This is a genomic window from Methylobacterium sp. J-078, from assembly GCF_022829285.1.
Lineage (GTDB): Bacteria > Pseudomonadota > Alphaproteobacteria > Rhizobiales > Beijerinckiaceae > Methylobacterium.
The window spans coordinates 88,675-103,089 of sequence record NZ_JAKSYI010000145.1 but is presented as its reverse complement, the minus strand read 5'-3'; the positions used below and the strand labels follow the sequence as shown (position 1 = coordinate 103,089).

The following is a 14,415-nucleotide window of genomic DNA, read 5'->3' as shown; positions in this document are numbered from 1 at the left end:
CGCTATCCCGGGATGTCGTGCCGAGCGAGATCAGGCCGCAGGAGCCGGCCGCGACGGGGAGCATGAAGGGCCCTGCCGGTAACGGTGGGAAGTCCCGGTGGCGGGACATCAAGCGTCCGCCCGTCCGCCCCCCGTCACGGTAAAGGGATCTCACATGACGTTCTCGACGGAACTTCTGTATGGCGGGACGGACCCTGAGCCGCGGGCCGGTGAGCCCGCCTACTTCCTCGATTCCTCCGACCTGCGGCCTGCACGGTACGAAGCGCGGGCCTGGTTCGGCGCGGCAAGGGCGACCGCCCGGGCGACCGCCCGGGCGACCGGGACTGTCATCCCTTCGGCGGTCGCCGTCATGGACCGGGGCCGGGAGGTGTACCGGTACCCGGCGGCCCCGAACCTCAGTGGGCCGACATCCGGTCGAGGCGGCCCTGGTCGATGAGGCGGACCCCACCCGGCACGATCAGGATGCAGCCATCCCGGTCGAGGCGCGACAGGGTCCGGCTCACCGTCTCGATGGTCAGGCCGAGGTGGTCGGCGATGTCGAGGCGACCCATCGGAAGTTCGAGGGTGACCGAGGACCGGCCGATCCGGACGTAGCGGTCCTGCAACCCGGTCAGGAAGGAGGCGATCCTCTCGTCCGCGGTGCGCCGCCCGAGCAGCATCATCATGTCCTTGGCCCGCGACAGTTCCTGTCCGGTGATCTCGTGCAGGTGCATCATCAGGCCCGGCTGTCCGAACACCAGGTTCCGGAAGGCCAGCCGCTCGAACCGGCAGGCAGTCACCGCCCCGAGGGCGTCCGCCGAGACCGCGAAACGGTCGAGCATCGACAGCCCCAGGAAATCCCCCGGGAAGGCGAAGCCGGTGACCTGTCGGCGTCCGTCGGGCAGGATACGGTAGAGGCGCAACGCGCCGGACGTGACGATGAAGACCGAGCAGGCGGGCTCGTCCTGGCTGAACAGCGTCTCCTTCTGGTCGAGCGACACGCGGCGGCTCAACGGCTCCAGCGCGTCGCGCTCCGCCAACGGCAGGGCGGTCGACAGGCTGACGAGACGGACCCGGTTGAAACCGTCCCCCACGCGGGACGGCATGACCGGTACGGGCGGCCTGGCCGTCGAAACGATGGGTAGGGAATGGATCGACATGGATCTGTCCTTCCGCTTGGGGACGGCCTCTTACGGTGGGCCCGTCGATCACCGCCTCATGGCATCACGCGTTGTCGCGGCGACCCCGCCAGCGTTCGGTCGCCAGGAGCCGTTCCTCCCTGCGAGCGACTTCGAGGAAGGCGTCGCGGGCGTCCATGTCGAGCCGAAAGGCGCGTTGCAGGACGCCCGCCGCCAGGCCGACCGTGGCGTCGTCCCAGGCTTGGCCATCCGCCGGTCGGTCGCCGACGTCGACGACCGCTCTGGCCAGTACGGAAAAGGCATCGGCTTCGAACATCCGGACCCTATCCCGAGCGGTTGCAGTTCAGGCTTCATCTACAGGGTCAACGCGACGGACGAACTAGAGTACGGTTTCAGAATCGAGGACCGGGGACGCGAAATTGCGCAAGTCTTGCCTCCCGTTCAGGCCGCAGCGGGGACGGCAGGCATCACAGGGGCCAGGGCCACGTCCAGATGGACCGGGTTGTGAAGGGTGTTCGCCACCGGCGACCACAGGACCGTGTGCTTGATCATCGCCGCCAGCACCTTCCGGGACGCATCGGCGTCGATGGACACCGCGACGCGGATGCTCTCGAACCCGATGGTCTTGGGATGGAGGTCGCCGGCGCCCCAGACCGAGGTCATGTTGATGTCGGCCTCGACGCTGAGCTCCAGAGAGCGGATCGGGATGCCCCGGGCCAGGGCATTGGCGTGGATGCCTATGGAGAGGCACGAACCCAGGGCGGCGAGCAGGGCCTCGGAGGCGTTGGGCGCCGCCGCCTCGCCGAGGATGCCCTCGGGCTCGTCCTCCATCACCGGCTGCGGCGGCAGGTCCCGGATGTAGTTGAGCTGGCTCAGCCGACCCTGCGCCACCGTGCGGCAGCGGAGGGTGCGCACGGCGCTCGGGTCGGCCTTGGCCTGCGCGACGACGAGGTCGAGCGCGCGTTTGCCCCCCAGGGACGGTGGGATATCGGAAGTCGGTGGTGGCTTGGCCATGAGGATTTCCGTCGTTCAGGTCACTGGCGAGGTTGCCGGCCTCGTTCATCCGGCACGTATTCTCAAATAGGCGATGTGCGATTTCTAGTTTAGGCTCTTTGGCGTTCCCGGCGGCAACCAAATATGACGACGAGGGCTGCGAAATTGGCGGGGTATGCCGAATGCTTGACTGGGATGATCTGAGGTTTTTCCTAGCCTTGTCGCGGCACGGCAGCCTCTCGGCGGCCGCCAAGGTCCTCCACGTCTCCCAATCGACCGTGGGACGGCGCCTCAACTCGTTGGAGGCGACGCTTTCCGTCCGCCTACTCAACCGCACCCCGGACGGCTACGTGCCGACGCTTGCAGGCGAGGAGGTCCGTCGGAAGGCCGAGAGCCTGGAGACCGAGGCGCTCGCGTTGGAGCGGGACGTCACCGGCCGCGACAGCCACCTTCGGGGGCTGGTTCGTGTGACTTGTGCCGAGACGATGGCCGCGCACCTCCTCGCCCCGAGCTTCGCCGGCCTGCATTCCCGGCACCCGGACATCATGATCGAGCTCATTCCCAACCCGCGGGAACTCAGCCTGGCGATGCGCGAGGCGGACATCTCGGTCCGCATGCGGCAGCCCGAGCAGAACGACCTCGTGGTGCGGCGCATCGGCGGCATCGCCTTCGGGCTCTACGCCACGTCGGACTACATCAAGGAGCGCGGCGACCTGAACTTCGACGACGGCTGCCCGGACCACCACCTGATCACCCAGATGGAGGACAGCCAGGAGATGACGCAGTCGGCCTGGCTAACCGAGATGGCCTCGCGGTCGCGCGTCGTCCTGCAGACCAGCAGCCACGAGGCCGCCGTGCTGGCGGCCGCCAACGGCGGCGGGCTGGCTTGCCTTGCCCGTTTCCGCGGCGACGAGGAACCCCGGCTCGTCCGGATGGACGTGCCGACGGAACCACCCAGCGCCGACATCCTCCTGCTGGTCCATAAGGACAATCGTGACACGCCGAGGATACGAACGGTGTTGACCCACATCACCGAGAGCATCCAGGCGCTCGGCCATGCGCTTCAGCCGTCCGGTACGAACGAGGAGGACGTTCGCGGTGTGGGCGCGTGATGCATGAGGGGAAGCGTGTGCGTCCATGCATGGCGGGTCAATCCGCGAGGGCGTGCTCGACCTCGGCAATGACGTTTTCCTCTTCCGTCGAGGCCGTCCGGCCGATGCCAAGGAAGCTCCCCGACGCATCGGCGGCACCACGGACGCGCCCGAGGATCTCCGACCTCAGGGACCGCATCGTTTCGACGGGCATGGAGGTCGACAACTCCCGGACGTAGTTCTTCCATGCTTTGAAGAGCTCCGCTGGCGGGTGCGTCGACAGCCACCGTTGAAGCAGCCGGTACCGTCGACGTCGAGCCGGGCATCCGCGGCGGCGGCAAGCACCGAGCCGCGTTCCTCGTCGTCCATCTTACCATCGGCCCACGCAACTGCGACGACGGGCACGAGCATGAGCGCCGCAAGCGTATCCGGTCCGATCCCCAGGTTGGTCAAGCGGCGCAAGAGGGTATCGTCGGTGATGCCCGATGCCTCCGCGAAGGTTTCCCTCAGGCGTTGCGCATCGAGCAGGCCACCGTCACGTCGCCGGGAGGCCGCTTCCTCCCGAGCGAAGAAGAGGTCCTCAAGGGCCAGTCCACGAGCTGCGAGTGGGTCGTCACTCATGAGGTGTTCCTTGGATCGGGTCCCGTCCCTGGGTCGCCGCCACCTCGGGAAATCCGACCGGAAGCGTGAGGGACGGTACGGACGGCACAGGAGTCAGACGAGTTCGGCGAAGGAACGGTCGGACCATGCGGGCGAAGGGACGGGACGGGACGGGGCGGGCTCCGGCATCCCCTTCGCTGGCTTTGGGCCTCTCGGTCCCGCCGTGGTCTTGGATTGGCGCCTTGGCTTCTCCGGGCCGCCGACGGCGTCGAATTCGAACAGGAGGCGCCCGCCGGCCTCGTCCGAAATCCAGCCGTCCCTGCTCCAACCGATGAGCCGGCCGGAATAGGCGTAGACCGCGTCGCCGTCGATGTAGGCCGCGGGCGTCCCGTCCCAAAGGTAGACGGAGTGCCCGTCGCGGCAGAAGGCGGCTTCCCGGCCCTCGCGGTCGAACAGTTCTATCATGTGGGGCTCCGTCGTGATGCGCTGCCGGTTCTCGCCGGCCAGGGGACGGTCAATTGCTCATCAGGCAGCAAACCGAGGTGTTCCGGAGAACATCGCGGGTAACGCCACCGAACATCCATTCGCGCAACCTGGAATGTCCGTAGGCGCCCATGACGAGCAGGTCCGCATCCTCGCGTGCCACGAAACCCAGGATCGCCTCGCCCGCGCCTGCATCGTCGTTGCCGAGCCGATGTGCCGTGACCGCCAGGCCGTGCCGGGAGAGGTAGTTGGCCACGTCGTCGATGCCGTCGCCCTCCGCCTCCCGGCCGCCGGCGACGACGAGAACCTGGTCCGACCGTTCGAGGAACGGTAGGCTGTGGAGGACGGCGCGGCGCGCTTCCAGGGTGTCCTTCCAGGCGACGACGACACGTCCGATGCGAAGCGACTCGATCCCGGGCGGCGCGACGAGGACCGGACGTCCGGCCTCCACGACGAAGGGGCCGGGAAGCACGCCCAGGAAGCCGGGTTCGGGATCGGGAACGCCCCAACGCCCCACCACCACCACGTCGGCCGCCCTTGCCTGCCTGGCGAGGTAGGTCGAGGGTTCGGCTATGTCCGAACGCCAGTCGGTCCTGGCGACGCCCTCGACGTTGCGCTCGAAGACGAGCTTCGCCTGCTCCAGGTCCTGATCCGCCCGGGCCACCTCGACGTCCGTGACCTGAAGCGCCGCGTAGGCGCTCGTGGAGTATGCCGGCGGCGATACCTGGCGGGCCGCCACGCCGATGAGCTCGGCCTCGAACCGCCCGGCGAGGGAGGCCGCGAGCTGGACGCGGTCCGCCGCGGCGGGACCGAGGTCCACGGAGACCATGATGCTGGCCACGTTCATGTCGGCGTTCCGTCCTTGAGCCTCGGGATCGATGGCCGGAAGGAAGCACGAACGATGGTAGGTCGGCCTTGATCCAGGACAAAGTATCGAGGGGGCGGAGCCGTCAGACAGGAGGAGTGGACGGGGCGAACAATCTTTGGGCGCCCGACAACCCGGAACACGAACATGCAACGGCCAGCCAGATCCATCGCCCTCGGGGCGGTCCTTTCGCTCTCCCTGATGGGCCCGCTCCGGGCCGCCGAAGAGCCGAAGGCCGGCCCCATGGCGGAGACGGATGCCAAGCCGGCGCAGGCCTGCCTCGACCACCTCAAGGCGTTCGACGCCCGGATGGAGAAGGACGGCTACTGGCTCGGTGGGTCGGGCTACGGCTACGGGTATCCCCTCGGCGGATACTGGTTCGGCGGCTTGGCCGGGAACAACGGCATGGCGATGGGCGCCGCGTCCGCGATGATGGGGTACGCGAACGCCCGCCCCGGATACGAGGTTCGGGTTCTCCTCTCCGCCGCCGACATCCTGGCGCGCCACGGCATGCAGCAGCCGTGCGAGGACGTGCTGGTTCAGATCCAGGCCAGCTACGACCAGTACAAGGCCGGCATGCAGGGTCGTGATCTCAGGGTCGCGAACGCCCTGGGCTTCCGCAAGCAGGAGCTTTCGCTGGCGCGGCCGGTCGTGAGCCGGGCCGCCGCCTTCCGGTCGGACGACCTGCTCGGAAGCGAAGTGCGCACACCGGGCAACGTGGCACTCGGCAGCGTGGACGACATCGTCATGGGGGCCGAGGGCGGTGGGATCGCCTACCTCGTCGTCGCCCGCGGCGGCGTCTTCGGCCTCGGCGAACGCCACGTCGCGGTCCCGTGGGACCGGTTCAAGGTCTCGCCCAACCTGAACATCCTCGTCCTCGATACGAACAAGGACGCCATGGACCAGGCCCCCCGCATCGTCGAGGGCCGGTTCGTTAAGGCGGAGCCTTTCGCCCTGCAGACGGCGAAGGCGGACGCCTATTGGGGCGCCGCCCCCAAGACCCCGCAGGTCGATTGAGCCCGACCCCATCGGCAGGCCCGCCCTGCCGTCCGCACCCCACCCACGAATGGATCGCGACATGAGAACGACGACGGTACTGACTGCGACCTTCCTCGCCCTGACGACGATGACAACGGCGATGGCGCAAACGCCGACGGCACCCTCGACGGATGCCGCAGCGACGATGCGGGAGGCCGGGCGCGAGGCGAACGAGGCCGCCGATGCGGCCCGCGAGGCGGCTCGGCTCGCGATGCAGGCATCGAAGGCGGCGGTGAAGGGTGCCCCGAAGCAATCCGCCGACATGATCGGGAAGCTCGTCACCGACGCCGCGGAGGCCGCCAACCGGGCCGAGACCAAGATCGCCGAGGCCAACAGGGCGGCGGGGGTCTCCGCGAACGCCTCGATGCGCAAGGCCGCCGATTCCGCGCAGAAGTCCGTGGAGGCGACGCAGGCGGCGGTGCGGAAGTCGCAGGATGCCGTGGCGGCCTCGATCAGCTCCAACATGGCGGCGATGCGTCGGGCGGCATCCGGAGCGCGGGCGTCAATCGTCCGGGCGGCGACAGCCACCGCGAACGCCGCCCGCGCTGCCCGCGAGGCCGCCAGGACCACCTGGGACCGCGACATGGCTCAAAGCCAGGTCCGCGGCTGACGACGGTTGGACGCGGCTTCCAAACGCCACCTCAAGGGAGAACGACGATGGCGATGAGCAAGATGGCCCGCGCCTGCGAGGAAGCCGCGCACCAGCATGACCGGGCCGCGGCCCACTACCGGCATTCGGCGAAGCATCTCGAAAAAGGGGAGCACACCGCCGCCGCGAAGGAGCGGGACCTCGCCCTCGACCACTCCGAGAAGGCCCGGATCGACGAGGTCGGGCTTCGCCCCGATGGCGTCGTCTCCGACAAGCGGACGAGGTCCGAGGCGGCCTGGCATTTCATGGGCTGACGCTTGCGCGCGTCGGTTTCCCTGCCACCAGCGACGAGGAATCCTCATGGCGAACCCGAATTTCCCAGACCGGCCGAACCCAACGTTTCCCGACCAGTCGCCGGCCCATCCCCCGCAGCCCGACCAGAGCCCGCTGCCCGAGCCGCGTGGTGTGCCCGACTACGGCCCGGAGGAGATGCCTCCGTCCAACGAGCCGCTCGGCGTCCCGTCCGGTTCACCGCCGGAGATCGGATGACCGCCGATACGAAGATCCCGCCCCCCGGCGTCGCTCTTGCGAGGGGACCGCCGGCGACGTGCGAGTACGAGGCGACCTGCGCGCATGCCATCGAGACGTCGCTCGGCATCAAGGGGCTTGGGGTGCATCGGGAGCACGACCGGATCGTCAGGGAGATAGCCCGGACGGTCGATGGCACCGACCCGTTCGCCGCGGTGGTGCGCGCGTCGCAGATGGCGATGGTGATCACCGACCCGCTGCAGGACGACAACCCCATCGTCTTCGCCAACGATGCCTTCTGCATCCTGACCGGCTACGGGCGCGAGGAGATCCTCGGGCGCAACTGCCGGTTCCTCCAGGAGGCGGATACGGACCCCGTCGAGGTTGGACGCCTGCGCGAGGCCATCGAGGGGCGCGTGCCGGTCGAGGCCCAACTCCTCAACCGCCGCAAGGACGGAAGCCTGTTCTGGAACCGGATCTATCTGTCCCCGGTGTTCGAAGGCGACGCGCTGACATACTTCGTCGCCTCCCAGGTCGACGTCACCTCGGAGAAGGCCCGCCTGACCCGTCTGGAGACCGACCGTGAGGCGTTGGAGCGCGAGGTCGAGCGTCGGACCCGTGACCTGTCCCGGAGCGAGGAGCGCCTGCGGTTCGTGCTCCAGGCAGGGCGGCTCGGTTCATGGAGCCTGGATCTCGCCGACATGCGCCTCGTCGCATCGGAGACCTTCAAGCTCGCCCTCGGTCGAGATCCCCAGGCTCCGCTGAGCCGCGCCGAGTACGAGACCCTCATCCACCCGGACGACCGTGCCCGGCGGGACGTGGCCGTTGCGGCCTGCATCGCGGGGCACGGCGACTACGACGTCGAGTACCGGATCGTGAAGCCGACCGGCGAGGTGCGGTGGCTCAAGATCCGCGGGCAGCCGTTCTACGGGGCCGACGGGACGCCATCGCGGCTGGCCGGCATCGCCCTCGACGTCACCGAGCGCAAGCATGCGGAGGAGCATCGCGCGCTGCTCGCCAACGAGCTCAACCACCGCGTCAAGAACACCTTGGCGACCGTCCAGTCCATCGTCGCCCAGACCCTGCGGGCGAACCTGTCCCCGCAGGAGACACGCGACGTCATCCAGGGCCGCATCCATTCCCTGGCCGCGGCGACCGACGTTCTCACGCGCGAGAGTTGGGATGGCGCGACGCTGGCCGCCGTGGCGACGACGGCCCTGGCGCCGTTCCGGACCGAGGGCGACCGCCGCATCACGATCCGGGGGCCGGAGGTGATGCTGACCCCGAGGCTCGCCCTGGCGTTTTCCATGGCCTTCCACGAACTCGCGACCAACGCGGTGAAGTACGGCGCGCTGACCAGCGAAGTCGGTCGCATCCTGCTCGATTGGGACATCATCGACGGCTTGCGGCCCGAGACGTTGCGCCTGACCTGGCTGGAATCGGAGGGGCCGCCGGTGTGCCCGCCGACCCGGCGCGGCTTCGGCTCACGCATGATCGAGCGGGCCTTGGCCGACGAGCTCGAAGGCCGGGCCGAGATCGATTACCGGCCGGACGGCGTCGTTTTCACCGCCGAGGCGCGCATGCCCGATGTCCGTCGCCCGGACCAGTCCAAGTCGCCAGCCTGACGCACTCATCGACGGCCCGCCGTTCGACCTTCGCCGCCCACCGTAGGAAAGCCCCATGCCCGGCAAGATGAAGGCCGCCGTCGTCGAGGCGTTCGGCGAAACGCTTGTCCTTCGCGAGTGGAACATCCCGACGCCGGGTCCTGGGCAGATCCTGGTCAGGACCGAGGCGTGCGGCGTCTGCCACACCGACCTCCATGCGGCGCGGGGCGACTGGCCGGCCAAGCCGACCCTCCCTTTCATTCCCGGGCACGAAGGCATCGGCGTGGTGGTCGCCCTCGGCCCCGGCGTCACCGCCGTGAAGGAAGGGGACCGCGTCGGCGTGCCGTGGCTGTTCTCGGCCTGCGGGCACTGTGAGCATTGCCTTTCGGCTTGGGAGACGGTCTGCGCCGAGGCGGAGTTCGGCGGCTATACCCGCAATGGCGGCTTTGCCGAGTACATCCTCGCCGACCCGAACTACGTTGCGCACATCCCGGCGGGTCTCGAAGCCGCCGAGGCCGCGCCGATCATCTGCGCGGGCATCACCACCTACAAGGGGATCAAGGAGACCGAGGCCCGACCGGGCGAGTGCATCGTCATCTCCGGGGCGGGCGGCCTCGGCCATCTGGCCATCCAGTACGCCAAGGCGATGGGCTTGCAGGTCTGCGCGGTCGACATCGACGACGGCAAGCTCGCACACGCCACGCGCCTGGGCGCCGACGTGGTCGTCAACGCCAAGGGTGACGACCCTGCGCAAGCGGTCAGGAAGGCCACCGGCGGCGGCGCCCACGGGGTCCGGATCACGGCCGCCTCGCTGCCGGCGTTCAAGCAGGGGATCGCCATGACCCGGAAACGCGGCACCTGCGTGCTGGTCGGCCTCCCGCCTGGAGAGGTGCCCCTGCCGCTGTTCAGCGTGATGGCCGACTGCATCACGGTCCGCGGCTCCTTCGTCGGCAATCGCCAGGACATGGCCGAGGCCCTCGCCTTCGCCGCCCGCGGCCAGGTCAAGGCGGACATCGAGTTCCAACCGCTCTCGGCGATCAACGCCGTGTTCGACCGGTTGCAGAAGGCCGAGGTCCCGTCGCGGGTCGTCCTGGACTTTGCCGGGTCGTAGGGGACGTCGCTCCCCTCCGTTTCCGTCGGCCTACCGCGTATCGACCGGCCCCATTCATCGAACAGGTACCGAATACTCCATGACCATCCCCGTTTCAGGCTATGCGGCGCAGTCTTTCGAGGCCGCGCTGGCGCCCTACCAGTTCACGCGCCGGGACCTTCGCGTCGACGACGTCGCCCTCGACATCCTCTACTGCGGCGTCTGCCATTCCGACCTCCACAACGTCCGCAACGAGTGGGGCGGCGCCACCTACCCGATGGTGCCCGGCCACGAGATCATCGGGCGGGTGACGGCCGTCGGGGCGGGCGTCACCCGCTTCCGGGCCGGCGATGTCGTCGGCGTCGGATGCATGGTCGATTCCTGCCAGCATTGCATGCCGTGCGCCCAGGGGCTGGAGCAGTATTGCGACGACGGCGCGACGACGACCTACAACGCGCCGGACAGGCACGACGGGACGACGACCTACGGCGGCTATTCCGACAGGACCGTCGTCTCCGACAGGTTCGTTCTCGCCATTCCCGAGGGCCTCGCCCTTGAAGGCGCAGCCCCGCTCCTGTGTGCCGGGATCACCACGTGGTCGCCGCTGCGCCACTGGAAGGTGGGGAAGGGCAGCAAGGTGGCGGTGATCGGCCTCGGCGGCCTCGGGCACATGGCCCTGAAGCTGGCGAACGTCCTGGGTGCCGAGGTGACGCTGTTCACCCGTTCCCCCGGCAAGGCCGAGGACGCCCGTCGCCTCGGCGCCCACCATGTCGTCCTGTCCACGGACGAGGCGCAGATGGCGGCTAGGAAGGGTCGCTTCGACCTGATCCTAGATACCGTGCCGTTCGTCCACGACCTCAATCCGTACCTCCCGACCCTGGCGCTCGACGGCACCCTTGTCCTGCTCGGCCAGATCGGCCCGCTCGGGCCCGCCTTGAGTTCCGTGCCCTTGGTCATGGGTAGGAGGGCGGTCGCGGGGTCGTTGATCGGAGGCATCGCCGAGACCCAGGAGATGCTCGACTTCTGCGGGCGTCACGGCATCGTCTCGGACGTGGAGGTGATCCGCATGCAGGACATCAACGGTGCCTACGAGCGGATGCTGCGGAGCGACGTGAAGTACCGCTTCGTCATCGACATGGCATCGATGAAGGCCTGATCGCCGCCGCCGGCCAGGGCTGACATGGTCCTTGGTTGCAGCGTTGGTCGCAGCCGATGCAGGCGCCTACCTGTATGCGAGCCGCGCCAACGTCCCGACGAAGGTGATCCGCTGCGCCGTGATCCAGATCAAGGCGCATCCGAGCTCGGTGCGCTTCAATGCGTGACGGATCCCCTAGTCGAGGGCCCCCGAAAGGCAGGAAGCCATGCCGGATATTCGCGTCCCTGAAGCACTCTGGTCCACGGGTATGCTGCCCGAGGGTATCCTTGAACGCTGGCTCGTCGAGGACGGGGCCGGGGTACGGGTCGGCGAGGCCGTGGCGGCGGTCCGGATCGGCGATGCGTTGCACGACATCACTTCGCCGTCGGAGGGCCTGGTGGCGTTCATGGCGCCTGCAGGCGGCCTTATCGACCCCGGTTGCATCATCGCCGAGGTCGCCGCGCGATGACGTGTCCCGCCGCCGGCTTGGCGAGGACGGCATGATCCGGCCGCTGACCAACGGGATGGGTTTGGTGGTCGCCCTCACCTTATCGCTTGCCATCGCCCAGCAGGCCGCCGCCGACCCGGCCATGGAGAACCATTGCATCCGGGGATGGACCCTGGCCGCGGAGAACTGCAGCCAGTGCCACGCCATCGGCAAGGGCGCCGGGGCGGGCGTCTTTGCCGGCCCGAGCTTCACGGCCGTGGCCGCGATGCCCTCGACCACGGGCATGGCACTCGACGTCTTCCTGCAGAGCCATCACCCGAGCATGCCGAGCATCAGGCTGGACCGGGACGAGATGGACGCGGTCATCGACTACATCCTCAGCCTCAAAGTCGCTGCGCCGTCAGGTCGCTAACCTTTGAGGAGGCACAGGAAACGACATTCGGATGACCCCGCCTCACGCCGAGCCTGATGCGCACGCCGACCATGGGCACCACGGTCCGTACCCGGCGGCGAACGATGACGCAGGCCCTGTAAGGGACCCGGTGTGCGGGATGACGGTCGATCCGGAGACCGCGAAGCATCGCACGGAGCATCGCGGTCACCCGTACTACTTCTGCTCGAACGGCTGTCGGACGAAGTTCGAGGCTGATCCGGGGCGATACCTCGACGCGGGACCGGCTGAGGCGAAGGCAGCCCCGACGACCGCCGGCACGGACTACACCTGCCCGATGCATCCCCAGGTCCGTCAGGTCGGCCCCGGGGCCTGCCCGATCTGCGGCATGGCGTTGGAACCGGCGACGGTGAGCGCGGACGACGGCCCGAACACAGAGCTCATTGGCATGACTCGTCGGTTCCGGGTCGGTCTTGCCCTGACGCTTCCGGTGTTCATGCTGGAGATGGGCGGCCATCTCACCGGCCTGATGGACCGGATCGGGCAGCAGACCTCCAACTGGATCCAGTTCGCCCTGGCCACCCCCGTGGTGCTCTGGGCCGGATGGCCGTTCCTCGTGCGCGGCTACCAATCCCTGGTCGTGCGCTCTCTCAACATGTTCACCTTGGTGATGCTCGGCACCGGCGTGGCTTGGGCCTACTCCGTGGTCGCGACCTTGGCGCCAGGCCTGTTCCCGGATGCCCTGCGAGGCCATGGCGGGGCCGTGCCCGCCTACTTCGAGGCCGCCGCCGTCATCACGGTGCTCGTCCTCCTAGGGCAGGTCATGGAGCTTCGGGCTCGCGAGAGCACCGGGGGGGCGTTGCGGGCGCTCCTCGACCTGGCGCCGAAGACCGCGCGCTGTCTCAAGGCCGACGGGACCGACGAGGAGGTCCGGATTGAGGACATCGCGGTCGGCGACCGCCTGCGCGTGCGTCCCGGCGAGAAGGTGCCGGTCGACGGGGCCGTGGTCGAGGGCCGGAGTTCTGTGGACGAGTCCCTCATCACCGGTGAATCGATGCCGGTCACCAAGGAAGCGGGCGCGACCGTTGTCGGCGGCAGCATCAACCAGAGTGGTGCGCTCGTCATCGAGGCCCGCAAAGTGGGGCGCGACACCATGCTGGCCCGCATCGTCGGGATGGTGTCCGAGGCCCAGCGCAGCCGCGCCCCGATCCAGCGCCTCGCCGACAGGGTCGCGGGTTGGTTCGTCCCCGCGGTCATCGGGGTGGCGATCCTCGCCTTCGCCGCGTGGATGGCTTTGGGGCCGGAGCCACGGATCACCTACGCGCTCGTGGCGGCGGTCTCGGTCCTCATCATCGCCTGTCCCTGCGCCCTGGGGCTGGCCACGCCGATGTCGATCATGGTCGGCGTCGGCCGGGGCGCCGGGATGGGTGTGCTGATCAAGAGCGCCGAGGCACTGGAGCGGATGGAGAAGGTCACGACCCTGGTCGTGGACAAGACCGGCACCCTGACCGAGGGCAAGCCGACCGTGACCCGCATCGTCCCGGCGGAGGGGTTTTCGGAGGAGGAGGTTCTACGGCTGTCGGCTGGCGTCGAGCGGTCGAGCGAGCATCCGCTGGCGGTCGCCATCGTGGCGGCGGCGGAAAAACGCGGCATCTCGATTCCGGCGATGTCGGGTTTCGACTCTCCCACCGGAAAGGGCGCCCTCGGTACGGTCGAGGGACGCCGCATCCTGCTCGGCAACGCGAACTTCCTCGCCGGGGAGAACGTCGCGACGGCGGACTTGGAAGCCATCGCCAATGGCTTGCGGCGGGACGGGGCGACGGTGATCTACGCCGCCGTCGACGGGAGGTTGGCCGGCGTCATCGCCATCGCCGACCCGGTCAAGGCAACGACCGCCGAGGCCCTGGCCGGCCTGAAGGCGGAGGGCATCCGCGTCGTCATGCTCACCGGCGACAACCGCACCACCGCGGAGGCCGTGGCACGGCAACTCGGGATCGACGAGGTCGAGGCCGACGTCCTGCCCGACCGGAAGGCGGCCGTCGTCGAGCGCCACAAGGCGGCGGGTCAGGTCGTCGCCATGGCGGGTGACGGGGTCAACGACGCGCCGGCGCTGGCTTCGGCGGATGTGGGCATCGCCATGGGTACCGGCACGGACGTGGCCATCGAGAGCGCCGGCATCACCCTTCTCAAGGGCGACCTGACGGGGATCGTGCGGGCAAGGCGGCTGTCGCGCGCCGTGATGGGCAACATCCGGCAGAACCTGTTCTTCGCCTTCGCCTATAACGCCGCCGGCATCCCGATGGCGGCCGGGATGCTCTACCCGAGCTTCGGCCTGCTGCTGTCTCCGGTCATCGCGGCGGCGGCGATGTCTTTGTCCTCCGTCAGCGTGATCGGGAACGCCCTGCGTTTGCGCGCCGTGCGGCTATAGCCTCCGGATGCCGG

General features: G+C 68.8%; 18 protein-coding genes. 12 read left to right on the top strand and 6 right to left on the bottom strand.

Features of this window, described 5'->3' with window-relative positions; translation table 11 throughout:
• Positions 1-395: 395 nt before the first annotated feature.
• The 3 genes from MKK58_RS26760 to MKK58_RS26750 form a co-directional block, all read right to left on the bottom strand.
• Positions 396-1,139 (bottom strand): Crp/Fnr family transcriptional regulator, encoded by a 744-nt coding sequence (locus MKK58_RS26760; RefSeq protein WP_243916020.1) that lies wholly within the window; start codon positions 1,137-1,139, stop codon positions 396-398.
• Between the two features lie 64 nt (positions 1,140-1,203).
• A complete protein-coding gene (locus MKK58_RS26755) occupies positions 1,204-1,434 on the bottom strand; it encodes a hypothetical protein (protein ID WP_243916019.1) in 231 nt (76 codons plus the stop codon).
• A gap of 125 nt (positions 1,435-1,559) precedes the next feature.
• Positions 1,560-2,132 carry an OsmC family protein gene (locus MKK58_RS26750; protein ID WP_243916018.1) on the bottom strand — a complete coding sequence of 191 codons (573 nt, stop codon included), beginning with the start codon at positions 2,130-2,132 and terminating at the stop codon, positions 1,560-1,562.
• Between the two features lie 161 nt (positions 2,133-2,293).
• Here MKK58_RS26750 and MKK58_RS26745 point away from each other — a divergent pair, with 161 nt between their 5' ends.
• Positions 2,294-3,223 carry a LysR family transcriptional regulator gene (locus tag MKK58_RS26745; protein WP_279578589.1) on the top strand — a complete coding sequence of 310 codons (930 nt, stop codon included), beginning with the start codon at positions 2,294-2,296 and terminating at the stop codon, positions 3,221-3,223.
• A gap of 165 nt (positions 3,224-3,388) precedes the next feature.
• Here MKK58_RS26745 and MKK58_RS26740 read toward each other — a convergent pair whose 3' ends face one another.
• The 3 genes from MKK58_RS26740 to MKK58_RS26730 all read right to left on the bottom strand — a co-directional run bounded on the left by MKK58_RS26740 (position 3,389) and on the right by MKK58_RS26730 (position 5,132).
• Positions 3,389-3,823: a hypothetical protein gene (locus tag MKK58_RS26740; protein WP_243916016.1), complete on the bottom strand. Its 435-nt coding sequence runs from the start codon at positions 3,821-3,823 to the stop codon at positions 3,389-3,391.
• Between the two features lie 93 nt (positions 3,824-3,916).
• Positions 3,917-4,267: a 4-fold beta flower protein gene (locus MKK58_RS26735; RefSeq protein WP_243916014.1), complete on the bottom strand. Its 351-nt coding sequence runs from the start codon at positions 4,265-4,267 to the stop codon at positions 3,917-3,919.
• Between the two features lie 49 nt (positions 4,268-4,316).
• Positions 4,317-5,132: a universal stress protein gene (locus tag MKK58_RS26730; protein WP_243916012.1), complete on the bottom strand. Its 816-nt coding sequence runs from the start codon at positions 5,130-5,132 to the stop codon at positions 4,317-4,319.
• A gap of 165 nt (positions 5,133-5,297) precedes the next feature.
• Between MKK58_RS26730 and MKK58_RS26725 the strand changes: the two genes are divergently transcribed.
• The 11 genes from MKK58_RS26725 (at position 5,298) to MKK58_RS26680 (ending at position 14,401) form a co-directional block, all read left to right on the top strand.
• A complete protein-coding gene (locus MKK58_RS26725) occupies positions 5,298-6,167 on the top strand; it encodes a PRC-barrel domain-containing protein (RefSeq protein ID WP_243916010.1) in 870 nt (289 codons plus the stop codon).
• Between the two features lie 61 nt (positions 6,168-6,228).
• Complete coding sequence (locus tag MKK58_RS26720) at positions 6,229-6,798, top strand: hypothetical protein (protein WP_243916008.1); 570 nt, start codon at positions 6,229-6,231, stop codon at positions 6,796-6,798.
• 47 nt (positions 6,799-6,845) lie between these two features.
• Positions 6,846-7,091, top strand: coding sequence for a hypothetical protein (locus MKK58_RS26715; protein ID WP_243916006.1), 246 nt, complete (start codon positions 6,846-6,848; stop codon positions 7,089-7,091).
• Between the two features lie 46 nt (positions 7,092-7,137).
• Positions 7,138-7,326, top strand: coding sequence for a hypothetical protein (locus tag MKK58_RS26710; protein ID WP_243916004.1), 189 nt, complete (start codon positions 7,138-7,140; stop codon positions 7,324-7,326).
• Complete coding sequence (locus MKK58_RS26705) at positions 7,323-8,930, top strand: HWE histidine kinase domain-containing protein (RefSeq protein WP_243916002.1); 1,608 nt, start codon at positions 7,323-7,325, stop codon at positions 8,928-8,930. The genes MKK58_RS26710 and MKK58_RS26705 overlap by 4 nt, the downstream gene beginning before the upstream one ends.
• Positions 8,931-8,985: 55 nt before the next feature.
• Complete coding sequence (locus tag MKK58_RS26700; RefSeq protein ID WP_243916000.1) at positions 8,986-10,020, top strand: zinc-dependent alcohol dehydrogenase; 1,035 nt, start codon at positions 8,986-8,988, stop codon at positions 10,018-10,020.
• A 79-nt stretch (positions 10,021-10,099) separates the two neighbouring features.
• Positions 10,100-11,155 (top strand): NAD(P)-dependent alcohol dehydrogenase, encoded by a 1,056-nt coding sequence (locus tag MKK58_RS26695; RefSeq protein ID WP_243915998.1) that lies wholly within the window; start codon positions 10,100-10,102, stop codon positions 11,153-11,155.
• A gap of 31 nt (positions 11,156-11,186) precedes the next feature.
• Positions 11,187-11,321, top strand: coding sequence for a hypothetical protein (locus tag MKK58_RS26935; RefSeq protein ID WP_279578588.1), 135 nt, complete (start codon positions 11,187-11,189; stop codon positions 11,319-11,321).
• A 39-nt stretch (positions 11,322-11,360) separates the two neighbouring features.
• Positions 11,361-11,603 carry an acetyl-CoA carboxylase biotin carboxyl carrier protein subunit gene (locus MKK58_RS26690; RefSeq protein WP_243915996.1) on the top strand — a complete coding sequence of 81 codons (243 nt, stop codon included), beginning with the start codon at positions 11,361-11,363 and terminating at the stop codon, positions 11,601-11,603.
• A gap of 31 nt (positions 11,604-11,634) precedes the next feature.
• The gene (locus MKK58_RS26685; protein WP_243915995.1) at positions 11,635-11,994 is read left to right on the top strand and encodes a c-type cytochrome; all 360 of its coding nucleotides are present in this window, start codon (positions 11,635-11,637) and stop codon (positions 11,992-11,994) included.
• Between the two features lie 31 nt (positions 11,995-12,025).
• Entirely contained in the window at positions 12,026-14,401 is a 2,376-nt protein-coding gene (locus tag MKK58_RS26680; protein WP_279578587.1) for a heavy metal translocating P-type ATPase, read from the top strand.
• Positions 14,402-14,415 lie beyond the last annotated feature (14 nt).